Here is a 25,463-nt window from a genome sequence, read left to right as displayed (position 1 = left end):
TTATCGACGATAAGCAATAAGCGCGAGCTAGAAATCAAACAAATAATCACTAAGCTGGTCGGCCAACCAATTCATTCCTGGGTGCTCTGCCATGCCAGCCGCGGTAAACATACAGTAGTCTTCTTGTGTTAAACCGTAGGTGTGTTTTATCACGGCAAGCTCTTGTTCACGCAGTAAATGGCGAATCAATGGCTCAGGCATTACGCCCCATGCTTCTTCACGTAGAATCGTATCCAACATAAAGTCGAAGCTAGAGAAGCCAATGTAACGACGCGAGAAGGGCTCAAGCTCAGGATTATCCTTTTCATTAAGATAAACCATGGTTGCTTGCATCGAATTTCTCAGTACTTCATCAGACACTCGTCGCATCGCACTCAAATCATGTCCTTTCTTACATACAGACATCATTCGAATCTTACCAAGCGGGTTGTAGATAATTCTTGGGTCATCGACGCGTTCGTAATCGACACCAAATGCGAAGTCGACTTGCTGAGTTTCAACTAGGTTAGCTAAGTCACCGCTCGATGCGAGAACGAAGTTGAATGAGGTAGAAGGGTACTTGTTATTTAAGGCGTGAGATAAGTCCTGCCACATTTCATCGGGTAGGGAGTCATCTCGTGCTATCCAAATTTCTGCGTTGAATTCGCCCGAAACATGCAAGCAGGTTTGTTTAATACGCGCGGCTGTCACCAACATGCCTTCGCAATCTTTGTAAATCGCTTTACCCGCTTCTGAAAGCTCAACGTGGTTTCCGCTGCGGACGAACAGCTCGACATCTAACTCTTTTTCCAAGGCTTTAATCGACATGCTGAGTTTGGTTCGGTTGCATTCTAACTGGCGTGCAGCTTCAGAAACTGATCCTAAATCAGCAACGGAACAAAAGGCTTGGACTTGAGAAAGGTTCATTTCATTTCCATATTGAGCGGGGGTCGGTGCATATTATCTGAATATTGTGCTGACTATCTTAGAAATAGTCCATCTTTGCATGATAACTCTATGACGAATTGACTAATTTGGTTTACTCTGGGGAAGTTCCGAACCTACAAGAAGTAAAGATGGAGGCCATGATGGCGAAACAATGGGACGAATACGCCGTTGATTGGGATAAAGATCCCGCAACCGCAGTATTCGCACAATCCGTATTTGACCAGTTAACACAGCTCGTTGATTTAAACGGAACCCGTGTCCTTGATTTTGGTTGTGGTACAGGACTACTCAGCCAGAAAATATCTCCTTTAGCAAAAGAGATCATCGCACTTGATATCTCTGAAGGGATGATTGAAGAGTTAGATAAGAAAGAGTTACCTAACGTTGAACCGGTAGTTGATATTTTATCGCGCGGACTTGCAGCGCAGCATCCAGCATTCAGAAACCAGTTTGACCTAGTGGTAGCCTCTTCGGTGTGTGGTTTTATCCCGAACCTACAAGACACAGTCAGTCTGATTTACACGCTGCTTGAAAACGACGGTACGTTTGTACACTGGGATTGGTACTTGGAAAGCGACAGTGAAGACTACGGTGTAAGCCAACAGCGCTCAGAAAATGTATTGAGTGCAGCGGGCTTTGCAGTAGTTGAAGTCTCTACACCGTTCTCGATTGACACTCCACAAGGAGAGTTAAAGGTATTAATGGGTGTTGGACGTAAACAAGCGCTTCCAGATCTGTAATCGTGTGTATGCCTTGAGCTAGCATTCAGAATGCTCATTTAAACTACTAAACCCACATTAACGACTCTAACGTCAGTTATGTGGGTTTTCTCTTTTTGGCGCTATCGTTTTAAACAGAACGAATTAGCGCTTTCTCATTTCTTCACTACTAACTCTGGTTTCTCTATTTCTCTATTTCTCATCTCGCTCATAGAAAACTCAACACCGCTAATTTACAAATTATTTATTTCCATTTTGGAAATGTAGTCTTGCATACATTTCATTAGTGGAAATATAACGGTGAGATATAAAATAAGCCCATAACAACACTAAGGGTTTAATCATGAGCCACCAATCTGCGTCATCTACTTCTTCACCACTTTCAGAGCAACAACAACGCTTTAGCAATATCATTTCAGATGCCAACCTGTCACCAAAACAGAAGTCGAGCTATCTTGCCTTAGAAGCTGAAGCCAGCTTACCGTATATGCCGGTAAGCAAAGAAGTAGAGCAAGCCTTACAACAAGGTGTGCTGTGTGACATGTTTGAAGGGCACGCCCCATTTAAGCCGCGCTATGTACTTCCAGATTATTCTAAATACTTACATCAAGGCTCAGAGTATTTAGAGCTTAGCGCGGCAACCAACTTCGATGAAGCATTGAACATGCTTACCATCCTTTACCACCATGTTCCGTCTGTCACTTCAATTCCGGTTTACCTAGGTCAGTTGGATGATGTGTTGATGCCTTTCGTGGGCGACTTAACAGAAGAGCAGGTATACCAAAAGATTAAGCTGTTCTGGATCATGTTGGATCGCACACTGCCAGACGCCTTTATGCATGTGAATATCGGCCCGACAGACAACATTATCTGCCGTACGATTTTACGTGTAGACGCTGAATTGAAGCAGATCGCGCCAAACTTAACCTTTATGTACGACCCAGCCGTGACACCTGATGATCTACTTCGTCATGCGGCGAGCAACATCTGTGAATGCAGTAAACCACATATTGCAAACTATCCAGCGCATGCCGAGGCTTACGGCGATAAGCGTTTTGGTATTGTGAGCTGCTACAACTCTCTGCCGTTAGCGGGTGGTTCAAACACCTTGGTGCGTATGAACCTTAAGCAAGTGGCGTTGAAGTCTGAGGACAGTGCTGATTTCTTACAACAAGTATTGCCGAACTACAGTGGCATCATGGTTGAGTTGATGAACGTTCGAAGCCGCTTCTTGCATGAAGAGTCTAACTTCTTCGAAGGCTTCTTAACCAAAGAAGGTTTGATCGAAGAGGATCGCTTTGCGCCAATGTTTGGTATTTACGGCATGGCGGAAGCAGTCAACATCTTGTTGGAGAAAGAAGGTCAAGCAGGGCGTTATGGTCACGATGAACTGGCGAATCAGCTTGGTCATCGTATCTCTGAAAAGCTGGCTGAGATCGTTGAACGCTCTGAAGTGAAATATGGATTAGAAGGTAAAGCTCTGCTGCATGCTCAAGGCGGTATTAGCTTAGATGAAGATGTGACGCCGGGTGTCCGTATTCCTTATGGTACCGAACCGGATCCTGTCTCTTACGTTCGTGCAACCGCGGGTCACCATAAGTTCTACACCTCGGGCATCAGTGACATTCTGACCATCGACGAAACAGTGAAATCTAACCCTGAAGCGATGTTTAACCTGTGTAAAGGCGCGATTCAAGCGGGTTACCGAGAGTTCACGGCTAACGTTGCATCAAATGATTTGGTTCGTGTCACGGGTTACATGATTAAGCTATCTGACATTGCCAAATATGACGAGCAAGGCTCACGCACCAATACCACCTTTTTAGGTGCCGAAGCTGCGAAGAACACGGGCATATTAGAGCGTAAACCACGCGTGGCGAGTTTAGAGATGTCGCCGACATACGAATAGCTTTAACGTGCGTGCGTTATGTGTATGGTGCGTTTCGAATACGAACAATGTGAATTATGAAAATTTCTGATCTAACAACTCAAATGGCTAGGGTTAAAAATAATAAGACAGAAAAACAAGCGAAGGTCAGCCGTGTGCTGACCTTTTCTTGTGTTGATGGACCGGGAAATCGCCTAGTGCTGTTTCTACAAGGGTGCAATTTCGATTGTATAACCTGCCATAACCCACACACTATTAATCACTGTAACCATTGTGGAGACTGCATAAGTGGGTGTCCAAGCGGCGCATTAAGCTCTGTAGATGGTAAGGTGAAGTGGGATCCGGTCGCGTGTACCAACTGCGATCAGTGCGTCGATATCTGCGACCATAAGTCGAGCCCGAAAATTACCACAATGACGGTCTCAGAGGTTCTGGAGCTTGTCAGGCATAATCAGTTTTTCTTGAGTGGCATTACCGTTTCTGGCGGTGAAGCGACCATGCAGTTGCCGTTTATCATAGAGCTGTTTCAAGCGATTAAACGTGATCCACAGTTAGCGCATCTCACGTGTTTTATTGATAGTAATGGTTCGCTGTCACTTCAAGGGTGGGACAAGGTGTTGCCTTATCTTGATGGCGCGATGATTGACCTAAAATCATGGCAATCGGAAACACATCAATGGTTAGTGGGTAGAGGTAATCATAGGGTGTTTGAAACCATTAACTACTTAGCAGATAAAGGAAAACTGCACGAAGTTAGGTTGCTACATATCCCAAATAAAAGCGATCTTGAGGACGAAATTGAACAAGTGGGGCGTTACTTGAAGACTCTACCAAGTGATGTTCGAATTCGACTCAATGCGTTTCAGCATCATGGTGTCATTGGCGACGCGTTAGATTGGCCGAAATGCACCGAAAAACAGATGCAGAGCTTTCACGATAAGCTCTACACCATAGTTCAAAGACCGATGCAAACTCCTGAGGTTTATACCTAGTCTTTAGATTTCTTAGGCAGTCAATCAGGCTTCTAAGAACGTTAACTTTCTAAAGATACTAAGTCTCTAAAAATATTAAGCTTCTAAAAACAGGTCACACAACCACTTGATCGCTTGATCATTCATGTTGGGCTTGTTCCACACTAAGCTATACGCCACCTTACCGTAATCAAAAGGCAAGGGCTTGCTCACTAAGCCCTGAGCTTGCTTAGCACGCTCAGCCCACTGTTTAGAGCAAGTGAACAGGAAAGGCGTGTGGTGACACAACACAGCCGCAGCGCCGAAGTCCGCGACCGATATCGCCATCTCTCTTGGCTTATGACATTGAACTAAGTTTTGCTCAAAGTAAGGCTGAGACAGTTCGTTATCTAAAATCCCAATGTGCTTGTAATCTAAGTAGCCTTCAATTGTCAGTTCTTGTTGAGCAAGAGGGTGATCTGCGCCCATCAAACAAACCATTTCGTCTGGAAGAATTGTTTCCCAAACCAGCTCTTTGTTATCGGTCGGCGGCTGAGATATATCATGAGGCAACAAGATCAAATTGACCTTGCCACTGAGTAAAGCATCGAAGCCGAGCTGTTGTTTCGAATAGATGTTGAGCTTCGCGCTTGGCGCGAGCTCAGTGGTAATTTTACTTATCTTTGAGGCAAATACTTCGAAAGTACTTTCACGCATCGAAAGTGAAAAACTGCCTTGGTACTCTTGAGGGGTAAAACTCTTTTGATGAAGCAGTCCATTCATGCTTGAAAGAATTGCGTGAACAGTGGGCGCTATCTTCAGAGCAAAGGGAGTCGGGATAAGCTTGGTACCATCTCGATAGAAAAGCTCATCATTCAGGATGTCACGCAACTGAGACAGGGTTTTGCTTACACTCGAAGGGCTGACACAGAGTTGCTCTGAGGTCTGAGTGACGCTGTGAGTGTTCAGCATAATATGCAGCGCAGTGAGGTGCTTAAGGCTCACCCTAGATAAGTGTAAGTAATCCATTTATGACTCACGCATTCAGGTTGGCTTGTGATTTTGCATGAACGACAAAACCGAACAAGCCAAATTGGATAAAGGTTATTTACGAGCTAGCTTATGGTGCGCTCTTGAAAAGTGGCCTGCGCAAAATGCGCCCACAATCGATAGTTCACCCGCTAAACACAGTACAGCACAAACTTCAGCGAGTGCTTGTGATTTACCGTTACCATGCAGCCCAAGTAAATCTAAACAGGCTTTTTGACTTGGCAAGCCGGTACCACCGCCGACAGTCCCAACCATTAAGTTAGGCAGTGTGACGCTCGCGTATAAACCGCCTTCTTTGTTGAGTTCCATACGCGTCATACCAATCGCTGACTCTGCGACACAGGCCGCGTCTTGGCCACAAGCGATATAGAGTGCCGCCAACGCATTCGCATAATGGGCATTGATACCGATAGTACCACTCAAAGCGCCACCGACTGTGGTCATTTGGCCAAACTGGACCATCTTCTCTGGTGTCGTGTGTAGGTACTTCGCGACAAGCTCTGCAGGGATATTAACCTCAGCAGTTACCTTTTTGCCACGAACGCTGCGCAAGGTTTGGGTATTGGCTTTCTTATCGCCTGACAAGTTGCCATCAAGGAAAGCGTGGTCAGGCTTAACTGGCGTATTTTCGATGATGTACTCAAACACGGCATTGGTTGCGATGGTCACCATATTCTGACCAGAAGCGTCTCCGGTTAGAAATTCGAACACCAAGTAAACATGGTTACCTTCGATGTTGATATTAATGTCGGTCAGCTTGCCGTGTGATGTTGTTGATTCTGCCAAGATCTTGAACTGGTCATACTGAGTCACAGCCCAAGCCACAAACTGTCCGGCTTCAACTAATCCTTGAAATGCAAAGCCAGGAGTACGTGTTACGCCTTCATTGAGCAACATAGCACTTGCGCCACCACAAGCCGTAATCAGCTTAGAACCACGGTTATAAGACGCGACAAGCGCAGCTTCTGTGGTCGCGAGTGGTACGAGGTAATCGCCCGTAGCAAATAGGCCATTGACTCTTAAAGGGCCAGATATTCCCACAGGGACTTTAACGGTGCCAATAAAGTGCTCAATGTTTTTCTCATAAGCTTGGAACTGACTTTGTGTATGAGGGTCGAGCAGTTCTTGCTGTGAATCTGCATTATCGAGCGCTGTCCAGCGACGTGTGAGATTCTTTTCTGTCAGGTAGGGGCTAGGTGTCAGCTTATTTACTGGCTTTTCAAAATGAGGCTGAAGCTTTTTTTCTAATTCGTCTGCGGAGATGTCGCCTCCTAAAATAGAAACATAGTCACGGCGATGCAGATTTAGTTTTGGCATAAATAGTATGAAGTAAAGTTTGTGCAGCAAATTGGTTTGCGCTGATTCTACCGAGTAATAAACCAGAAACAAGCGCCTGATATAATGAGTTACAGTTTGTGTGGTTGTTGAAGCAAAAAGCAGCGAAGTTTCGCGAAATATAGGCTGTATTTGAGCGAAATTTAGATATGAATGTCGAGAAGGCTACCGATGACTTCGTTTTGACGATCAACCACACTTGCACCAACGCGGTTATAACTTGCGCTTTGTGTCAGTTTAATCAAGGAATCGGTTGAAGATGAAGCAGGTTCAGGTTCTTTGTCTTTAAAGGAAATGGCTTGTTCAGGCTCTATTTGATTAAAGCTGAGATCGCTAGCTTCGAAAGTGTCGTCGGATTCTAGAGCGTGTTTGGAGGCTTGGTTGAGCTCGATTGCGGCTTCTTCAGCCATGTTGGTGGATTGCTGAATAATGGCGTAACCAGATTGAATACCAGATATCGACATATCAGAACCTTTTATTGACGTATGGAATGAGTCTAGGCGGACGATATTTTGAGCGCAATGATGAACAGATGAAATTTACGGTAAAAATGTGAACTTAAGCTAAAATAGTGATGTCTGTCTATTAACTGAACAGGTCATTTAGCGCGTTTAACTCTTCATCAGTAAGCAAAGAAGGCTTCTCTGTTTCGAGGTTGCCGTCGATCTCACCCTGAAGTGCTTTTAATTGTTGTGGGCTAAGAAGCTGTATTTGCTGCTTAAATGCTTCAAATTGCTGTGTATTCATAGTGTGACCTTTGTTCAAATTCATATGCTCTTTAGAGCATAGCCTACTGATTCAGGAAATCAAACAAGATTAAGTGAATTTTAAATGATGTTTGAAGTTTCTTGAAACTAAGACAACTATAAATTCCTATGGTCGTTTTTTGTCCGAGAAATGTTAGGAAAAGTTAAGGCTTGGTCAATCAAAGTCAGAAAATTCCTACAATGTAAAAACGCCTTCAACCCTTGTGGCACAAGGGTAGGTAAGTAATTTCTCTACCCAATTAGGGGTATGGGTAAAGCAATGTATAAATATTTGTGATGATCAAAAGATAAGCAATTGGCGTTATCTTTTTGTTTTTACGGTATTTTGTTTGTTGCTCAAGAAGCTTCTGTTTCAAACGACTTGTCGATCTTAACCTTAACTGCAAACTTGGTCGCTAAGGTATGCAGTTCTGGAAGCATGCGATAGATCAAATGGAGCTGTTGTAGAACCATTTTGACAGAATTCTCATCTTCTTCTCGCCATTCACTCAAACGTTTATCCAGCTCCGGGTCATAAGCGTTTTTCACTTCACAATGCTCTTTATGAGAATAGAGCTGATCATTTAGAGCGTCGAGATGCTGGTGGATTACTCTGTGCGCATCTAGCACCAGTTTGTGTGTCGCTTCATCATCAATACGCGTTCTGTGAGCACCCAGAGCCGAGATATAGCTAAGCAGAGCATGATTGAGTGTTAAGAATCGGAAGCTCTCATCTTCAGAGGTACGGTACTTACCCGGTTCAACCAACATGCTACTGATGGCGGCAGTCAGGTTTGCGTCATTATTATGAGCGCTACGACGAGCGATACGATAGTTTAGGCTATCTTTCTTACCGACACGGTATTGGCCGATGATCTGAGCGAGATAGTTCTTATTGGAATCGAGCGCATTCGCCATCACTTTGTGCAGTCGCTTCGACTGCCAATCAGGTAACACATAAATGACAGCAAGCACGGCGAGAGCACAACCAATAAAGGTATCCGCTAACCTTGGCAATACTACCGCGTAGCCTTCACCTAATTGGTTAAAGCAGAAGAGCACAAGCAGTGTGATAAAGCCGGTCGCAAACCCGTAGTTATTGATTCGAAACGCAAAGAACATCACGCCACTGATCACAATGAACACTAATTGGCTCTCTTGCGACGGGAAGAAAGTCAGTAACGGTACTCCGATCAATAAGCCTGCGACCGTGCCAATGACACGCGCCGTCAGTTTTTGACGGGTTGCACTGTAGTTTGGCTGACACACAAACAGTGTCGTCAGTAGAATCCAATAACCTCGTTCGATATCAAAACCCTGGATAATCCCGTAGCCCAGCGTCAAAGTGATCGCCATGCGAATCGCGTGGCGGAATAGCATAGAATCGGTGTGCAAGTTAGCTTTGATCTTGTGCCACATTGCCGTCAAAGTATGAGGGTTGGTATCGTCCAATACACCTTCTTCAATCTTCTCTGCATCTGGGTTGCTGATATTCGAGAGCTGTTTTTCAACGGTTGCTAGGTTATTGAATAAGTAATCCAACTGGTTCAGCAGTGATTTCCATTTAGGATTATTCTGTTGGTGCAGATGATTGAGCGAAGACATCAGCTCATCAAGTGCTAATACAGACTTGTCACCATGCTGGTATTCAGCGCCAACTTTCAATGAGCTCGCTACTTCTTTACAAGCTGTTGCCTGCGCTTCCAGTAGATACTTAAATCGAAACAACACGTCAGAGCGTTCAAAGTGTTTTGCTAGCTCTTGATAACGATAATGGCTTGAGCTTACGCGTTCATGAATATCTTGTGCGATAAAGTAGGTGTTAAGAAATCGGTCACTAGGGCCGTCAATGTGTCCGCGCTTAGAGCGGTTAAGTAGCGTCGCCTTACACATGTTGAGTGCGTTAACGGTACTCGCGTTGAGTTTGGCTTCAATGATTCGGTGTGGCTGGGGAATCAAGTCTGAAACGGGGTAGAAGAGTTCCGCTTTTGAATCGATGTAATTACCGATTTGATCGAATACCGTGGCTAGGTTTTGCTGCACAGGTTGCATTGGCCACACTATCTGCCAAATCATCGACATGAAGTAGTACCAAGCGGCGCCAGTTAACAGTAGAAGCGGTTGAAACCAAAGGTTGGTGCTCTCGTGTGCACCAAGCATGGTATAGATGGCAACTAAGAGAGAGCCAAATGCGATACTCGCGTATTTAGGGCCAATTGCCCCGAGAATGATAAAAGAGAAGGTTGAAACAAAAAGCCCTATCGCGAACAGCCAAGGCGTATCGAAGAGAAGCTCAATAGAGAAAGCCGCAACGGCGAAACAGATAAAGGTCAGCGTGAGTGCTTTCAAGCGCCCGGTAAAGCTGTCATCACTTTCCGCAAGAGCCGCAGCAATAACGCCTAAGATCAAAGGCGTGATCAGTGTGTTTTGTCCATAATACCAAGCAGGCACCACCACGCCGAGTAGAGTGATGAGAATTAATACGCTGTAATTTATGGTTTTATTCGCCCAATAGAGGCGTAATTTGGCTGAAAAGTCCACAGTCGCTCACTTGACACACTAAAAACCATAATCCTAACAGAAATCAAGCACAAGAATTTGATACTTATCCATAATTGCCCGTAGGTGGTCATGAAAGCGTCGATAAGATATGAGATATTATTAATTCTCATTGCATCATGATATAAATTCAATATTCCCAATTAAGAGCACACTCCAATGCAGCTAAGCGCTAACAAGACTGCACAGTTTTTTATTCAAAATGAATATCATCAGGTTGAACTTGATGGTCCACGCTTGCTGTTATCTTCAGTAGGCAGTGAAGAGCGTATCCCATTTACTATTTGGAGTGGCAAGATCGCGATAAAGCGCGGATTGTTCTGGGGATCGCTACAATTTTTTGCTAATCAACAAGATGGAACACAGCGCAGTTGGTTAGTACAAGGCTTACCTTGGGATCAATGCCGTCAATTTGCACGCGCGTCAGTTAGTGCTTATCAGAAGTGGCACGACACTCAATGTGAACAATTGGCTGAACACGTACCTCAGTGGGAAGCTGAATTAACACGTCTTGAGCAATTACCAGCCTTTCTACCGCATTCTAAGGTCAACACTTGGGTTGATATGGTCAACTCAGGCTTAGAGAGTATGACAATGACGCTAGAAGAGGCCGCACAACGCATGCCAAACCGCATCGCAAGAATGCAGCCATGGTTATCTGAAACGGAAATCAAGCAAGCTGAAAGAAACCAGCAATGGCTAGAGACCGAGCGAAAAAACTGGGAAGTGTTGTTTGCGCAATGTGAGTCGTCACCACTGAACTTATCGCAGCAATATGCGGTGTTGATGAATGATGATCACAACCTTATTTTAGCGGGTGCAGGCTCGGGTAAAACCAGTGTTCTAACGGCTCGCGTCGCGTATTTACTGCAAAGCCATCAAGCTCAAGCTGAAGAGTTGCTATTGCTCGCTTTTGGTCGTGAAGCGGCAGAAGAGATGAAGCAACGTCTCGACAGCAAAATTGGTTTATCAGCAGAGAAGGTGCAAGTCAGCACTTTCCACCAGTTGGGTTTAAAGATACTGAATCAAGTTGAACCCGAACGTGTGGTTATTTCTCCTTTAGCGCTCGATGACAACCAACGCCAAGCATGGTGCATTGATTGGTTGAAGAAGCACTGGATGACACCGACCAACTTTAAACGTTGGCAAAAGCATTTGTCTAAATGGCCAATCGCTTATTTAACCGGTGACGATGAGCTTGGTAGCCACGTTTCAAACCTCAAATTGATCGGTTGGCTTGAAAAGCAGCTTGAACAGTTGAATGCGTCGGGTTTAACCAAAAAAGAAGTACAGCAACAGCTGATTGATCATCGAGACTATGCGCGCCTCAACAGCGAGCTTTCACTGTGTTGGCCATGTGTAACCGCGTGGCAAAAGGAGCTGAAAGAACAGAATCATATCGACTTCTCAATCATGATCAGCCGAGCGACTCAGTATGTCGAGAAGGGCAAGTTTATCTCACCTTGGAAGTTCATCATGATCGATGAATACCAAGATATCTCACCTGATCGTCTTGCCTTGGTTGAAGCACTGTGTAATCAGTCTAAAGCCGAGCATCAAGCCTCTATTTTTGCAGTAGGCGATGACTGGCAGTCGATTTACCAGTTTGCAGGTGCGGATGTGGATTTGACCACGGGCTTTAAGGATCGTTTTGAAAGTTCGACCATTCATCACCTAGATACGACTTACCGCTTTAACAATCAGTTAGGTGCGGTGGCTAATCGCTTTGTACAAGAAAACCCAATTCAGATTCCGAAAGAACTGAACAGCTTCAAGCAACAGAAGCAGAAGGCGGTGTACAGTGCGCCAAGTAAAGAAGTTGAGAAGATTCTTGATCAACTGAACCGTCAATCCAAAGGCAAAACCAATAAATCGGTGCTGCTACTTGGACGTAATCATTACCACAAGCCAGAGTTGTTGGAAGACTGGAAGAAGATCTTCACTTCCATTGATATCAAGTTCATGACTTGCCACGGCAGTAAAGGTAAAGAGGCGGACTTTGTCATTATTCTTTGTGTTGACGAAGGACAGTTCCCGACCAAGAAGAAACAGCTGCATATTGATGGCGCATTGACTGAATCATCAGACGCGTTCCCTTATGCTGAAGAGCGTCGTTTATTCTATGTAGCAATGACGCGGGCAAAAGAGAAAGTATGGATCACGCACAGTGGCGACGGCTCTGGCTTTGTGCAGGAGCTGCATGGTTCTGATTACCCAGTTGTTCGTAAAAAGTGATGTTACTTGACTTGATTGTCTAAGATTAGATCTTCAATCCCTGCCCTAATATCACAAGGCAGACGCATAAAGCATAAGGAATTTGCTATGGAACACGGCTCTATTAACTACATTGAATTTGCTGCGAAAGACATCGCCGCAACTAAGGCATTTTTCAGTCAAGTGTTTGGTTGGAGCTTTGAAGACTATGGCCCTGAGTATTCTGCGTTTGAAGGCAAAGGCTTAATGGGCGGCTTCTATTTGGCGGATCTGGCGTCGAATACGGATAATGGCGCGGCGCTGATGGTTTTTTATAGCCAAGATCTTGAGCAAACCGAGCGCGATGTAATTGATACTGGTGGTCAGATAAACCGTGAGATCTTTAGCTTTCCCGGCGGCAGACGTTTCCATTTCAGAGAGCCAAGTGGCAACGAGATGGCAGTGTGGAGCGATAAATAGAGAGACTCTCGCACTGTTTTATGATTGAACTGTTTAATGTCTGAAAACGAGACATAAAAAAGCCTGCGATAAAATGCAGGCTTTTTAGTCTGTTCAGTAGAGAGCACATTTAACGTGCGATTACGTGCGCTCAGCTAGGTACGCTTCGTAGTCTGGGATCTCGATGATTACTTCTTCTTCAAGCAGTGAAGAGTTAAACAAGAAATTAGCGGTAGCGCGGTTAGTGGCCACAGGAATGTTCCAAACACTTGCGATACGAAGCAGTGCTTTTACGTCTGGGTCATGTGGTACAGCATTAAGTGGATCCCAGAAGAAAATCAGCATATCGATCTTGCCTTCAGAGATAAGCGCGCCAAGTTGTTGGTCACCGCCCATAGGGCCGCTGATCATGCTCTTGATTGCTAAGTCTGTCTCTTTACTTAGTAAAGAACCAGTCGTGCCCGTTGCGTAAAGGAAGTGCTTTTGTAGTTTTTCTTTGTTCTCTTTGACCCATCTTAGTAGCTCAGGTTTGAAGTGGTCATGAGCGACCAAAGCGATATGCTTGTGTGTTGGCATAGTGCGCGTCGTTTTTTGCATGAATGTTCCCTAAATTGTTGTTTCGTTTTTATTGTTTTGAGTTCTTCAGCCAATATAGCACTAAGGATTCACACTGAATACCGGACGAAACTCAGAAGGTGACAATGAGTCGGCGATAATTTGATCTTTGAGAGTTGCAGGTGTCAGCGCTTCGATAATCGGTGCGCTGTGTTGCTCGTAAGGTTGACCGCGTAAGTAACTCGTGGCTTGTTTTACCGACAAGCGACCTTGCTCAACCATTTTATCTGTTGGCGCAAAAAGTACCTTGTTACGAAGTAAACCACGGTAGGTTCCGTGACTTAAGTAACTTGAAATTAACCCAATCTCTTCGGTTTTATCGGCCGCGCGTAGTTCACTGATCGCTGCTTCAATCGCGACGGCACTTCCGACTATATATTGGATATCAGGTTCTTCGATCACCTGTTGTACTAGGTTTCTTTGCAATTCTTTATCGTTATCTGCCCAATAGCTGATCGCAATTTTGATATCACTCGACTTGATCGCATCATAAAACCCCAGTGCTACAGGCTTAGTGCCGCCACTAGCTTGCGGGCCAAGTAACAGGGCGATAGGTGTTTCGCCTGATCCTTTCGGGTGTCGTTTCGACAAAAAATCTCCGACTTGGTATCCCATTTGGTACCAATCGACACCGACCGTACCTTTTAATACCTTCTGTTGTTCTTCATTGACGGTTAACTCATTTACCGTAGCAAACACAGGCGTCGAGCCAACCCAATCGCTGAGATTGTCATGATACGCATCGGGTGAAACCGTACCTAAAATAATGGCATCGGCTCCCCATTGCGTGCAAAGCACCAGTTGCGAGGCTTGTTTGGCCACGTTGGGGTAACCGCCAGCTTCCAATACTCTTAGCTCAACTTGCTGCTTTTCTGCTTCAGAGATCATTCCATAGTTCACAGACAACCAGTATGAGTCTTTGAGGTGCGGATAAATGGCACAGATTTTCTCTTTTTGTGATGTGGCATTGGCGGGTTTTATTGGGCTCAAAGGCTCACTAGCACCTGCGACAGTAGTCACTGAGGCCAGTAGTGAGAGAAGAATTATTGAAGCGAAAGGTCTAGATAGCATGAATTGCCGTTTTATTGGTTTTAGATAAGAAACACTGCAAAATATAGCGTATTCTGCATGGGTAAAGAAGAACGTTTTAAGGTTTAGAGTTTATGTTGTTAGCTTCAGCGAGTATTGGACGCAAGCTGCTGGCCTCATTCTTAGTGATGGCACTGTTGGTTCTATTGTCTGCATTGATCGGTGTTTCTGGTTTTAGCTTTGTAGCAAAAACGGAAAGAAACGTCGTTGATTCGGCGCTTCCTGCCATGATCGAAGCTCGCCAGGTTTCTGAGTTGAGTAACCGTATTATTTCGTCAGTACAAACACTTTCTAATGCGAGAAACGAAGCTGAAAGAAAAGAGGCTGGCACCGTACTGTTTGACCAACTTGAGTCGCTTCTTCAACATATCAAAGAGCTTGGTGTCGACAGTTTCGATTCTCAGCTCCTCAATAAACTCGAAAACAATGTTCAAAGCGTTATTAACACACTGGCTGAGTTGGGTGTGTCGGTTGAGCGTAAGCTTTGGTTAAGCAAAGAGTTGTCGTCTCGTGTCGAAGAGATGCGCCTATTGGCCGAAGAGCTAGAGCAGTTGACGCGAACCCAAGTTTTGAACACGGCTACCATTGCGGTTGCTAACGTCACGCATATCTATGACCTGCTAGAAACCAAAGAAACGGATAAAGCCTACCAAGCCTTAGATGCGCTTGTAGAGGTTGACCTTGATTTGTCTGAGCGCCTACACGAATTGCATTTGCTGGCGTTCAAAATGCTTAACCAAATTGAAGAAACGCAAACCGTTACCAACGTAGAGCGTATTCATCAAATCCAATCAGAATTTGAATCCAACCTAAGAATCATGGCGCGCCGCGTTAAAGCGGTCGAAGATCCTACTCGTTCAGCGCAGATGTCTCAGCTTCTAGAAGAGCTCAGAAAACGCCAAGTCGTGTTCGATATTTCATTAGAACAATATGAGAACACCAAAAAGTCAGAGTTTCTGATGCAAAATACGTTGGAGCTGTTCTCTCAGTTGAATACAACGGTTAACCAACTGGTTGATGATTCAAACCGCAGTACCAAAAAAGCGGTTGATGAGCTGACCAGCACGTTGAATTTGGCTCAATGGTCACTGTCTGTGATTTCGGTTATTGGTTTGGTTATCGTTGCATTTATCGTGTGGCGAGTGGTGTATATCTCGGTTGTTAAACGTCTTACTGAATACTCATCGGCCTTGATGTCTATCGCACAAGGTCGCCTGAATATTGATATCTCGGTAAAGGGGAATGATGAGCTGGCTCATATGGGCGAGGCGATCATCACTGCCAGAAACACCGCGCAGGCGCTACAAGTGGTTGCGGTGGGTGAAGCAAAGGCGAAACGCGAACTTGAAGAGCACAAAGAACACTTAGAAGAGTTGGTCACAGACCGAACCTACCAGCTGCAAAAGACCAATGAGAAGCTGAACATCGAGGTAGGGAACCACGCTAAGGCTCGTAACGCCGCAGAACAAGCAAGCCGCGCAAAATCCGCTTTCCTTGCGACGATGAGTCATGAAATACGAACGCCGATGAACGGTGTATTAGGTACTGCAAGATTGCTCAAAGATACCGGGTTAGACCCGCTGCAATCCGGCTATGCAGACATCATTAACCGCAGCGGTAAGAACCTACTCGCGATTTTGAATGACGTGTTGGATTACTCAAAGATTGAAGCAGGGCATTTAGAAATCCGCACTGCTTCGTTTGATCTTCATCAGATGGTTCAAGATACCTACCAATTGATGGAAGGGCGTGCCGCTGAGAAGAAGCTGAACTTTGATTTCCATATTGAAAGTGATGTGCAACGCTATTGGCGTGGTGACGTAACGCGAATCAGCCAAATCTTGAATAATTTGGTCGGTAACGCGATTAAGTTTACGGAAAGTGGCTCGGTCGATATCTTTATCAGCTTAGATATCGAAGATGAAAATCGAGTGATGTTTGAAGTGTCAGATACAGGTGTCGGTATTGATGCTAGCGAACAAGCTTGTCTGTTTGATGCCTTTACCCAAACCGATAGCGGTCGCAACAAAACCGGCGGCACAGGGCTTGGATTAGCGATCAGTAAAAGCATCATGTTGGCAATGAACGGGGATATTGGCGTTCATTCTGAAGAAGGCGAGGGTAGCCAGTTTTGGTTCTCACTGCCACTTGAAGCCGGTGAGAAGATAGAAACGAAAGTACCGGTCATTGAAGCGTGTATTCGAGCTAAAGTATTTCTGATTGAAGATAACCCCGTAAACTGCATCGTTGCTGAAGGCTTCTTGCATAACTTGGGGCACGAGGTTGTGATTGCGACAACCGGACAAGAAGCGAGAGCCATATTCAGTGAGCAAGAGTTCGATATTGCGCTGGTGGACATTAACTTACCCGACTGCGATGGCGTCGAGTTAATTCAACAACTCAAAGACGATGCGCTTCAGCATAAAAGTGAAGAAGACGTAATTCGAAAAGTACCCCCAATGATCGCAGTATCGGCTCATGTGTTTAACGAAGAAGTGGAAAGCTATTTGTCGTCTGGCTTTGATGGATTCTTACCTAAGCCGTTAGAGAAGGAAGCATTATCGGAATTGATTGTTGAGCAGTTGGACGGTCACACGCTGTTGCTGCCTCAGCCGGATCCGTCAGATGCTGTTTGCTGTCAGCTAAACTCTAAACCTCAGGAAACCGAGCTAGACTTATCAGCATTGGCATTTGCAAGCTCGACACAACGAGCAAACCAAGACGCGGAACATAATCAAGGAGAACCGATTGTGCAGATGATTAACCCTAAGATTATCAAAGACGACTTGGCCATTCTCGGTCGAGAAAAAATAGTGCAGATTGTTGGGTTGTTTGACCAAAGCAGCCAAGTCACTCTCGATGAACTGATTGTGGCAAGTGCCGCTGACAACGCTCGTGAAATTAAGTCTTTAGCTCATAAACTGAAAGGGTCTGCCGGCAGCCTAGGATTATCTGCACTGTTTGCTTTATGCCAGAGCATTGAAGCGAGCGAGGATCCATTACTTCAATATCGCGATAATGCAGACTCATTACCTGAATTGGTGAAAGACTCGTTAGCAGCGCTCCGAGAGCAACTATAGAGTGGCTATTGGGCGGAAAGCCCCAAAATAAGAACAGAAAACAAAAAGCAGGCTATTTCTCCGTTTTAATATGAAGAAGTGACCTGCTTTTTTATTGTCGAATAAGAATCTAAGTAAGGCTTTCAAGGAACGGCTCTAAGCCATCTTGATATGTCCAGCAGCTTTGATCTTAACGTGAACCATATTGCCTTGTAGGTAGCTTAATGGAATCTCGCTGCGTTCAATGATCGCGACATTATCGCTGCATGCGCCAGCTTCAATCGCCAGTTGCTTTGATTGTGCTTCCAAGCCCTTTAAGGTCTCTTCACGTGATGCTGGGTCAATCGGTACGATCTTATCGAATTGACCTGATATTTCACCCAACGCAACACCAATCGCATTAGCCACTTCAAAGTGCTCAGGACGAACCACTTGGCTCACACCTTCAAAATGATCTGGGAATAGGGCACTACCACCACCAACCATGATTACGGGTACACTCGCCGCAGAGGTCTTCATCTTATCGATGGCTTCTTCAACATCCGTGACCATTTGTTGATAAATCTTGCTTGCTTGTTCGGCTGAAACACCAATCTCATCACTCAGTTGATGTTCTGCCTGCCACTGCATTTGTCCTGTTTTGAGTGCAATATCGGTGAGCGTAAGTTCATCACCACCAAAGCTACGCGCCGTTTGCGTCAAGGTATGGCCAACACTTTCTGGGCCTAGCTCTATACGCTGCTGTTCAAAGCGAACCTTGGTACCACCACCAATGGCTAACGCCAAAATATCAGGCATACGGAAGTTGGTTCTCACTTCACCGATTTCTACTGCTAAGCTCGATTCTCTTGGGTAGCCGTGAGTCAGTACGCCGATATCAGACGTAGTGCCGCCCACATCGACCACAATCGCGTCTTTTAACTTAGTTAAGTGACTCGCTCCACGAATCGAGTTTGTTGGCCCACAAGCCACGGTAAGAATCGGGTACATCAATGCGAACTGCTGTGACATCAGTGTTCCGTCGTTCTGACCGAAATAAGGCGTGGTGTGGATTTCATGATTGATGAGTGCACTGCAAAAGCCGTCAACGAATCGTTTTGCTGTCCCTTGCAGAGCCGCATTGAGGATAGTGGCGTTCTCACGCTCTAAAAGCCCTAAACTGCCCACTTTATGGGATAACGATAGGTTCACGCCCGGAAGTTCTTGTTGAATCCATTCTGCTGCTTGAAGCTCCTGGTCGCCGTTGACGGGAGAGAACACTCCGCAGATAGCAATGGAATCCACTTGGCCTTTCATTTTCTGGCAAAGCTCGCGGATCTCAGACTCTTGAATGTCGGCAATCAACTGGCCGTCATATTCATAGCCGCCGTGTGCTTGGTAGAAGTGCTGACCAAGCAGGTTTTGCCACGCTTCACTCCAACCACAAAGGGGCGGGACGCTATCACCACTGGGAAGCGCTAAGCGAATCATGCCGACTCTGTCTAAGCCTTTTCGTTCAACGATTGCGTTGGTGCATTGAGTCGTGCCAAGCATCGCGTGTTTCACTTGCTGACCATCAATGTTTGCTTGGTTTAATAGCGCAGAAATCGCGTTGTCGATCCCTGTTGAAACATCATGTGTGGTTGCGGTTTTTACTTTGGCAATCACATTTAAGTCTGCGTCGAGCAGCACACCGTCGGTATTGGTGCCACCTACGTCAATGCCCAAACGGCAGTAATCAAGCGTAATGTTTGTCATGCGACTACCTCTTCAATGCAGACTTTAGTTGTTCAATGGTTTGATACTCGACGGTGTAGCCAAAGTAACCCGGGCCCGCGACTTCAATACCTTTGTCAGTGCGCCATTTGGGGTCGCAAGGGTAAGCGATAAGGTCGATGCGCTGCCCGTAACGAAGTTGTTCGGTTGTGATTGGCTTACCCGTTTCATGATCCAAGATCGAAATAAGATCCGGTGTTGATGCCAGCAGGTTATCTTGGCTCATGTCTGCGCGGCTTGTACCTTTGTGCGCGAGAAGTAATTCGTTTTGGAACTGCACAAACACGTTATCGACGCCGGTATCTTCAAACTGAGCCAGCTTTTCAATCACGACACCACCTGTTGCAAAACCACCATCGGTTTCACGTTGAATATCAACAATCTTGCCACTGATGATGGTATGGCCGCCGACAATGTCTAATACGGCCTGTGTGCCACTTTTATTGTTGTCGTTCGCCAGTCTAATCGCTTCACCAATCTTCATTGCTTGGGTCAGTGTTGCAGGCAGTGCGCTGCGTTTTAGGTTCTTACCGTTCATTGGGTAATCGCACATTGCTGCAGAGCCGCCCATCTGCTCGGTAATTGGCCTCGCAAACTTTTCAGACCAAATTCCGTCTATCGGATAAAGCGTGACGACATTGCCACGCTCATCGGCCAATGTGTTTGGTGCCGAAGGGAGACCATCAAGAAAGAAGGTCACCATCTGAGCTTCTGGGAACGCACGTCCCATCGCATCACAATCGATCACAGGAATGTTCTTTTGTGCTGCAACGAGAATTGGAATCAATGAATTGAAGCCGCCTACTTCGATAGGAAACGTTGCCGCTACTTCAGTGCCGAGCGCTTTTTCCATCGCTTCGAAAGCAATCAACATTTGATCTTTCGAATTGAGTTTCTCTACTGCGACTGTTGGTGCGCCAATCATTGAAGAGGGCACTGTCATCCAATCGTCTTGCACGTCTTCTAAAGGAATCATGCGTACAGGGTGCTTTGCCGTTGCAATGGCTACTTTCGCCATCAAGGCACCGCTGTATGGGTCACCGCCGCCGCCAGTACCTAATACCGTCGCACCCAGCGCGATATCATCAATCATTTGTTCAGTAATAATCACAACTACTATTCCTTATCACTTGAAGGAGAAAGCTTCATTAGGGCGAGGTAAATCACACCAGCGGCAAGAATGCCGTCTAACGCCGAGATGCTGGTGAACGAAAACAGGTTGAAAAACTCTGGTGCAGTACAAGCGCTGAATGCAGTACCAAATGCCCAAGAAGCCAAGCCTTTAAACATCCAAGCTGGAACTTGTTGGATGTTCTCAAAGCTCATTTTTGTCGAATCTAAAACATAATATTGAACGATGTAGACACCCGCAGCAGGCGCAATGGTTACGCTGAGTAGCATTAAGAAGTCGGTAAACTTGTTCACCATGCCGAGTTGAGCGATACCAATGCCGACGATGGTCATGATCACAACCAGAACAGGGCGCGGAATCTTAGGTAGAACCATCGACATGCATAAGCCGCCAGAGGTTAGGTTGCTACTGTTGGTGGTCCATTGTGCGAATACCAGTACTATAATGGCCGCCATGCCTAAACCTAGGGTGAAGAAGACTTCGACTAGGTCGTCGGTGCCGGTCATTTTGGTCAAGATCAATGCGATAAGAATGATGGCGCTGTTGCCGACGAGGAAACCGATACCCGCTCCTAAAATCGCATCACGGCGTGTTTTGGCGTAGCGAGCAATATCAGGTGCAGCAACCGCAGCTAGAATCCAGATAGACATAACAAAAGAGATGGCTTGGCCAAGCGTCAAAGGATCTTCAATCGATGGCGCTGCGCCACCTTGATAATCAGCAGCCATAAACAAACCGATGGTAATCAACGTCACCATCAATGGAACAGAATAGGTACTGAGTTTGCCTAAAGCACGAACGCCATAGATAGCCGTCATCATCATTAACACACTGCCGCCAATAAGAGCGGTGAGGTGTGAAATTATGATGTCGTATTTCGCCAGTGCATCGACCATGATGAAAGCGAAGAAATCAGCCTGGAATGCGAACCAGCCGACTAATGAGATGCCGTTGATGAAGCCAAGAATTTTACCGCCGTTACGGCCAAATACCGCGCTGCTCACCAGCGGGGTAGACACCCCAGCTTGAAAGCCAATGTTGGCACACAGCATCGCGATGATCGCCAATAAGCCTGAACCAATAAACGTGGCAAGCAGTGCGTCTTCAAAACCAATACCGCTGCTTAGAATCGAGCCGAGAAACAGTCCCGAAATGTCGATGCCGATTGCCAACCAAATAAGGCTGATGACCCACCAAGATCGTTTGGCCTTCTCGGGAACGGGTTCCAACTCGAAGTCATCTATCTTTTTGTGGCTGTGTGTTGCTTCGGGTTTATTCACGTAAGCTTCTGCCGCCATAGTGCCATCCATGCATTGTTATTCCATAAGTGTGAATAAAGCATACTGATGTATTTATTGTTAATAAATGAATATAATCAGATGTAAACATAACAAAAAACAAATGTGAGTGGCAAAGTGAATCCAAACAATAAGTTAGATAAAAGAGACCTACGTAGATTAGAGCTTTTTTGTGAAATTGTTGAACAAGGAGGCATCAATCAGGCGGTCGCAAGCACTGGGATTAGTCAACCAGTGCTGAGTAATCAGCTTATTGCCTTGGAAAAAAGCTTAGAATTAACATTATGCCAACGTGGTCGACGTGGTTTTAAGCTGACTCATGAAGGTGAGCAAGTGTATAAATATGCGAACCAACTAAAATCGACCTTAACCGACTTCGCTTATAAGTTACGAGGTGTACAGACGGAACTCTCTGGGCATGTGCGAATTGGATGTTTGGATAACACCGTCACTTTGCCTTATAACCCACTTCCCAAAGCGATCGAGACGTTTTATCAACGCAGTAACAGTGTAGAGGTGAGTGTTGATGTCGGCGATTTCACCCAGTTGAATGAGAAGCTAGCAAAGAACCAGATTGATATGATGATAGTGGTTCTAGGGTCACATCAAAAATCAGCGTTTCAACATAAATACCCACTGTTTGAAGAGCACAGTTATCTGTATGCGCGCAAAGATCTGGCCGAGAAGATCATGGACAGGGGTTTCTCATTGAATGGCTGTCGTATCAACATGGGCGGCTATGCCAAAGATGAGATGTTCCGATTACTGAATATTGAGCAGTACGATTCCGTAAAGCCTTTTGATGGCTGGCATGTCGAGTCGGGTGTAATTTTAACCTTGGCGGGCACACACCTGAGTTTTTTACCGTCTCATTTAATCGACCGTGGCCATTATGACCAAGCCTTGATTCCGCTTCAGCCCGAGAAGTGGAGCCTTAAGAGTCAGTTTTATGTGGTGTTGAAGCAACCTGTAGATTCCCTTTCCCCCGCCGCGCGTGCGTTTTTTGATGAGCTACACCAACCGGAAGCATCGGATTCAATCTAGAGCACTTTTCGCTTCTTAAGAGCACTTCTCGCTTCTCAATAGCATTTACGATACTTTTCCCCATAAACAAAAAATCCTCTGCCAAGACAGAGGATTTTTGCTTTTATGCTTTATGAGTGAAAACTAACGGTTCTCGAAGCGGTTGTAATCCAACAATCCGAACTCGATCGGTTGGTCTTGTTGATACCAACGATGCACGCGATCACTGAATGGCCAGAACTCGCTAGAACTGCGTCGTACCGCAAACTTATCTAGCAGCGCCACGTAGTCTTCTTCTGTGCTTAAGTTTTGCAGCGTTTTAACCAGAGTAGGAATCTCGCTCTCGGTTAATGATAGGTAAGCCGCAGGGTAGCTACCGACAACGCCTCGTACGAGGGTAAGGTCATCATTGGCGTAATCACGGTTACCTTCTTCATTAAACAAGCTAGAAATGTTGCTGTGCGCGTTATTGTGAATCATGGTGAACAGTTGCTCTTCGCCGTTTTCGCCTTCAATCATGATCATCACTAATTGAGGCACATGACGCAGGCCTTCGCCCTTTATCAAATTCACTTGGTTAAGCAGTGCTTCATTCTTCCTACCAAAACCTGTTTCAACAATCTCAAAGCGATTATCGAGAACAGGTGCGAGCTTATCTTTGATCATATCAAGCAGTTCGTGTTTCGGATCGGCCGTTTTGTAAACCACGCTGGTCGGCTGATCAAAAGGTGCAATGTTTCGCTGCAAATAGTCACTCAGTTGTGCGCTTTGGTTCTGGTACCAACTAGAGTGTTCAATGTGACGAACGTCTTTAGGAAGAAGGCTTAAGAAGTTACTCTCACCTTCAAGACGCAAGAAGTCCATGAACATGCGTGTAATCAGCTGGTGGCCAAAGTTGCCGTAAACATCGAAGCCTGCAACGAGAAGATAATGAATACGCTCTAGAAGAGCATAATCAAGAATCCACGCAGTCTTAGGTTGCGTGCCAACTAACCCTTGTACAACAGAGGCGCTATCGAAGTGCCTAAAGACGGTGAGAGCAGCATTCGGGTTGATGCCATCGCCATCCCAAATGATGCCAGTGTCTAGGTGGACGCCACTCTCGAACCATTGGTTAGTGAAGTCTGATTTCGCGTTTAGGTATTGCGCTTGTTGCTTTGCGTATCTTACCCAGTTGGTCACAGGTACGGTGTTACTTTTTAGTTCGCTAGGTAGCTTTAAATTTTTCTTTTGACTTGCGTAGAAGGCGTTGATTTCAGGAACATCGGCTTTCTCTGGGTCGATGAAGAAAACCCAAAAACGGTCGTTAATTACGTTCAAGGCAAGTTGACCACGACACACAGGTCCTTTGATGTAGGCCATGATGGTGTTTTGCGCGTTATCTAACATGAAGTTGAAGCGCGAGTTTACTGGCAGCGCTTCAAATGATGTCATTGGGTTTGCTGAAACATCGATGTCGTAACTAGGCAGTTGTTTTACTTCGTAATTTACGTCGACAAACCAGGTATTCCACTTTTGTAGACGCTCTTTATTAAGTGCGAAAGGCATGTGCGTTTTGTCGACGATAGTGCCTTGTTCTGGAATCAGACGGTAGTAAACACGGTCTACTTTTGGATCGTCATAAGGGCGACGAGTCGTGATGCGTTGTACCGCTTCACCTGGTGGTGTTGCAGAGCGAACAACAGTAAAGAAACGCGTTGGTTGAGCTAAATCAGAAAAATAGACGTGAGACAAAAACAGGTGCTCGTAGATATAACGTGCTGAAAGTTGACTTTTATTGTCGCTCTTGTTTAAAAAGCTTTCGTAGACATTAACGAGCTCTTGTTCTGCATCATTCAGCGGAATGTGGTCGTTCATTAACGCGCCATTTTCTAACCAACTCATTAAAGTCGCGTATTCGGTTTTATCTAAGTTCGGCATCCCATAAGGCATTCCCCAAGTTGGGTAATCTCTCTCGTATTGAGCGTACTCTTCAATCGTTGGGCACTGTTGGTCGCGATCGATTGAAAAGTCGAAACCTTCAAGCTGGGTTTGATCGGGCAGAGGGTGATTCTCTTTCTGGATCAACATACGAGAAACAAGACCAGCATCGAGGTTAGCCGTTGAATTCTGCATGCGCTCATTGAGGACAGGATGAAAATCCGCATCGCGCCACTCTTGTGTGGTTAACGCATCTTCAAACAAGCGAGTAGGGGCTGATGCCGTTAAGCGGGTGCCTTGATAAACGAGTGCTTTGCTCGCGCCTCGGTCTATACCTTCCACTGAAGACATTTTGAGTTGGCAAGGGGCATCATAACAAGCGTGACAAACCACGCATCGGTTATCAATGATGGGCTTTACTTCGTCAATGAAGTGCTGCGCTTGAGCTGAAAGAATAGGTGCTTGGCGATCGCGTACTTGTTGTTCACCAAACAGTTCGTCGAAGTTTAAACCCGCGTAGACGGCACAACCTGAGAAGACGCTAACAAAAGCTAAAATGAAGAGTTTTTTCAAATTCATACGTATTTAAATATTAGGCATTTTCTATAATTATATCGAAAATGATTGAAAATGCTCATGTTCTAACAATTTTGTAGACAAGATCTTGATGGGACGAGTGACTTGTCGATGCGCGTCACTCGCTAGTGCTCAGAAATTGGTGTTTAGACTTAGCTAGATTTAAGTCC

The 25,463-nt window shown here is 45.5% G+C and carries 19 protein-coding genes; 7 read left to right on the top strand and 12 right to left on the bottom strand.

The window, feature by feature from the left end; all coding sequences use genetic code 11:
• Positions 1-27 precede the first annotated feature (27 nt).
• Positions 28-906 carry a LysR family transcriptional regulator gene (locus tag AB4249_RS11655; protein ID WP_016797108.1) on the bottom strand — a complete coding sequence of 293 codons (879 nt, stop codon included), beginning with the start codon at positions 904-906 and terminating at the stop codon, positions 28-30.
• Between the two features lie 161 nt (positions 907-1,067).
• Here AB4249_RS11655 and AB4249_RS11650 point away from each other — a divergent pair, with 161 nt between their 5' ends.
• From AB4249_RS11650 to AB4249_RS11640, 3 genes are all read left to right on the top strand, one after another.
• Positions 1,068-1,667 carry a class I SAM-dependent methyltransferase gene (locus tag AB4249_RS11650; protein ID WP_017064785.1) on the top strand — a complete coding sequence of 200 codons (600 nt, stop codon included), beginning with the start codon at positions 1,068-1,070 and terminating at the stop codon, positions 1,665-1,667.
• A gap of 322 nt (positions 1,668-1,989) precedes the next feature.
• Positions 1,990-3,555, top strand: a complete 1,566-nt coding sequence (locus AB4249_RS11645; protein ID WP_017060897.1) for a YjjI family glycine radical enzyme — start codon at positions 1,990-1,992, stop codon at positions 3,553-3,555.
• Between the two features lie 56 nt (positions 3,556-3,611).
• The gene (locus AB4249_RS11640) at positions 3,612-4,526 is read left to right on the top strand and encodes a YjjW family glycine radical enzyme activase (protein WP_372103245.1); all 915 of its coding nucleotides are present in this window, start codon (positions 3,612-3,614) and stop codon (positions 4,524-4,526) included.
• A 75-nt stretch (positions 4,527-4,601) separates the two neighbouring features.
• Here AB4249_RS11640 and AB4249_RS11635 read toward each other — a convergent pair whose 3' ends face one another.
• The 5 genes from AB4249_RS11635 to yccS all read right to left on the bottom strand — a co-directional run bounded on the left by AB4249_RS11635 (position 4,602) and on the right by yccS (position 10,156).
• The gene (locus tag AB4249_RS11635; protein WP_372103243.1) at positions 4,602-5,513 is read right to left on the bottom strand and encodes a LysR family transcriptional regulator; all 912 of its coding nucleotides are present in this window, start codon (positions 5,511-5,513) and stop codon (positions 4,602-4,604) included.
• Between the two features lie 75 nt (positions 5,514-5,588).
• A complete protein-coding gene (locus tag AB4249_RS11630) occupies positions 5,589-6,851 on the bottom strand; it encodes a hydroxymethylglutaryl-CoA reductase (protein ID WP_372058274.1) in 1,263 nt (420 codons plus the stop codon).
• Positions 6,852-7,012: 161 nt separating this feature from the next.
• Positions 7,013-7,333 (bottom strand): hypothetical protein, encoded by a 321-nt coding sequence (locus AB4249_RS11625; protein WP_102332914.1) that lies wholly within the window; start codon positions 7,331-7,333, stop codon positions 7,013-7,015.
• Between the two features lie 121 nt (positions 7,334-7,454).
• Entirely contained in the window at positions 7,455-7,640 is a 186-nt protein-coding gene (locus AB4249_RS11620; protein WP_017064780.1) for a hypothetical protein, read from the bottom strand.
• 332 nt (positions 7,641-7,972) lie between these two features.
• The gene (gene yccS, locus AB4249_RS11615; protein WP_017067021.1) at positions 7,973-10,156 is read right to left on the bottom strand and encodes a YccS family putative transporter; all 2,184 of its coding nucleotides are present in this window, start codon (positions 10,154-10,156) and stop codon (positions 7,973-7,975) included.
• 177 nt (positions 10,157-10,333) lie between these two features.
• Between yccS and helD the strand changes: the two genes are divergently transcribed.
• A complete protein-coding gene (gene helD / locus AB4249_RS11610; RefSeq protein WP_017067022.1) occupies positions 10,334-12,409 on the top strand; it encodes a DNA helicase IV in 2,076 nt (691 codons plus the stop codon).
• Between the two features lie 87 nt (positions 12,410-12,496).
• Entirely contained in the window at positions 12,497-12,847 is a 351-nt protein-coding gene (locus AB4249_RS11605) for a VOC family protein (protein WP_017067023.1), read from the top strand.
• Positions 12,848-12,967: 120 nt separating this feature from the next.
• On the opposite strand, the gene AB4249_RS11600 is transcribed toward AB4249_RS11605, so the two are convergent.
• Entirely contained in the window at positions 12,968-13,423 is a 456-nt protein-coding gene (locus AB4249_RS11600; protein ID WP_017060888.1) for a methylglyoxal synthase, read from the bottom strand.
• Between the two features lie 60 nt (positions 13,424-13,483).
• Positions 13,484-14,512 (bottom strand): TMAO reductase system periplasmic protein TorT, encoded by a 1,029-nt coding sequence (gene torT / locus AB4249_RS11595; RefSeq protein ID WP_029235253.1) that lies wholly within the window; start codon positions 14,510-14,512, stop codon positions 13,484-13,486.
• A 92-nt stretch (positions 14,513-14,604) separates the two neighbouring features.
• On the opposite strand from torT, the gene torS reads away from it, so the two are divergent.
• Positions 14,605-17,610, top strand: coding sequence for a TMAO reductase system sensor histidine kinase/response regulator TorS (gene torS / locus AB4249_RS11590; protein ID WP_372100270.1), 3,006 nt, complete (start codon positions 14,605-14,607; stop codon positions 17,608-17,610).
• A 135-nt stretch (positions 17,611-17,745) separates the two neighbouring features.
• Here the strand turns inward: torS and AB4249_RS11585 are convergent, their stop codons facing one another.
• From AB4249_RS11585 to AB4249_RS11575, 3 genes are read right to left on the bottom strand one after another with little or no spacing between them, the layout of a single operon-like run.
• A complete protein-coding gene (locus AB4249_RS11585; protein WP_372103238.1) occupies positions 17,746-19,326 on the bottom strand; it encodes a hydantoinase/oxoprolinase N-terminal domain-containing protein in 1,581 nt (526 codons plus the stop codon).
• 4 nt (positions 19,327-19,330) lie between these two features.
• Complete coding sequence (locus tag AB4249_RS11580; protein WP_017064776.1) at positions 19,331-20,455, bottom strand: DUF917 domain-containing protein; 1,125 nt, start codon at positions 20,453-20,455, stop codon at positions 19,331-19,333.
• Between the two features lie 5 nt (positions 20,456-20,460).
• Positions 20,461-21,786: a cytosine permease gene (locus AB4249_RS11575; RefSeq protein WP_017064775.1), complete on the bottom strand. Its 1,326-nt coding sequence runs from the start codon at positions 21,784-21,786 to the stop codon at positions 20,461-20,463.
• A gap of 93 nt (positions 21,787-21,879) precedes the next feature.
• Between AB4249_RS11575 and AB4249_RS11570 the strand changes: the two genes are divergently transcribed.
• Positions 21,880-22,818 carry a LysR family transcriptional regulator gene (locus tag AB4249_RS11570; RefSeq protein WP_372103235.1) on the top strand — a complete coding sequence of 313 codons (939 nt, stop codon included), beginning with the start codon at positions 21,880-21,882 and terminating at the stop codon, positions 22,816-22,818.
• Between the two features lie 123 nt (positions 22,819-22,941).
• Here the strand turns inward: AB4249_RS11570 and AB4249_RS11565 are convergent, their stop codons facing one another.
• Entirely contained in the window at positions 22,942-25,296 is a 2,355-nt protein-coding gene (locus AB4249_RS11565; protein WP_372103233.1) for a fatty acid cis/trans isomerase, read from the bottom strand.
• Positions 25,297-25,463: the final 167 nt, after the last annotated feature.

It is taken from the genome of Vibrio sp. 10N.261.55.F4, from assembly GCF_041470465.1.
Lineage (GTDB): Bacteria > Pseudomonadota > Gammaproteobacteria > Enterobacterales > Vibrionaceae > Vibrio > Vibrio crassostreae_C.
The sequence above is the reverse complement of the archived record's forward strand: the minus strand, read 5'-3'. Positions and strand labels throughout refer to the sequence as shown.

What these genes read in the sequence shown, in the direction of transcription:
- AB4249_RS11655 (WP_016797108.1), bottom strand. Translation starts at nt 906, where the DNA reads ATGAACCTTTCTCAAGTCCAAGCCTTTTGTTCCGTTGCTGATTTAGGA.
- AB4249_RS11650 (WP_017064785.1), top strand. Translation starts at nt 1,068, where the DNA reads ATGGCGAAACAATGGGACGAATACGCCGTTGATTGGGATAAAGATCCC.
- AB4249_RS11645 (WP_017060897.1), top strand. Translation starts at nt 1,990, where the DNA reads ATGAGCCACCAATCTGCGTCATCTACTTCTTCACCACTTTCAGAGCAA.
- AB4249_RS11640 (WP_372103245.1), top strand. Translation starts at nt 3,612, where the DNA reads ATGAAAATTTCTGATCTAACAACTCAAATGGCTAGGGTTAAAAATAAT.
- AB4249_RS11635 (WP_372103243.1), bottom strand. Translation starts at nt 5,513, where the DNA reads ATGGATTACTTACACTTATCTAGGGTGAGCCTTAAGCACCTCACTGCG.
- AB4249_RS11630 (WP_372058274.1), bottom strand. Translation starts at nt 6,851, where the DNA reads ATGCCAAAACTAAATCTGCATCGCCGTGACTATGTTTCTATTTTAGGA.
- AB4249_RS11625 (WP_102332914.1), bottom strand. Translation starts at nt 7,333, where the DNA reads ATGTCGATATCTGGTATTCAATCTGGTTACGCCATTATTCAGCAATCC.
- AB4249_RS11620 (WP_017064780.1), bottom strand. Translation starts at nt 7,640, where the DNA reads ATGAATTTGAACAAAGGTCACACTATGAATACACAGCAATTTGAAGCA.
- helD (WP_017067022.1), top strand. Translation starts at nt 10,334, where the DNA reads ATGCAGCTAAGCGCTAACAAGACTGCACAGTTTTTTATTCAAAATGAA.
- AB4249_RS11605 (WP_017067023.1), top strand. Translation starts at nt 12,497, where the DNA reads ATGGAACACGGCTCTATTAACTACATTGAATTTGCTGCGAAAGACATC.
- AB4249_RS11600 (WP_017060888.1), bottom strand. Translation starts at nt 13,423, where the DNA reads ATGCAAAAAACGACGCGCACTATGCCAACACACAAGCATATCGCTTTG.
- torT (WP_029235253.1), bottom strand. Translation starts at nt 14,512, where the DNA reads ATGCTATCTAGACCTTTCGCTTCAATAATTCTTCTCTCACTACTGGCC.
- torS (WP_372100270.1), top strand. Translation starts at nt 14,605, where the DNA reads ATGTTGTTAGCTTCAGCGAGTATTGGACGCAAGCTGCTGGCCTCATTC.
- AB4249_RS11585 (WP_372103238.1), bottom strand. Translation starts at nt 19,326, where the DNA reads ATGACAAACATTACGCTTGATTACTGCCGTTTGGGCATTGACGTAGGT.
- AB4249_RS11575 (WP_017064775.1), bottom strand. Translation starts at nt 21,786, where the DNA reads ATGGATGGCACTATGGCGGCAGAAGCTTACGTGAATAAACCCGAAGCA.
- AB4249_RS11565 (WP_372103233.1), bottom strand. Translation starts at nt 25,296, where the DNA reads ATGAATTTGAAAAAACTCTTCATTTTAGCTTTTGTTAGCGTCTTCTCA.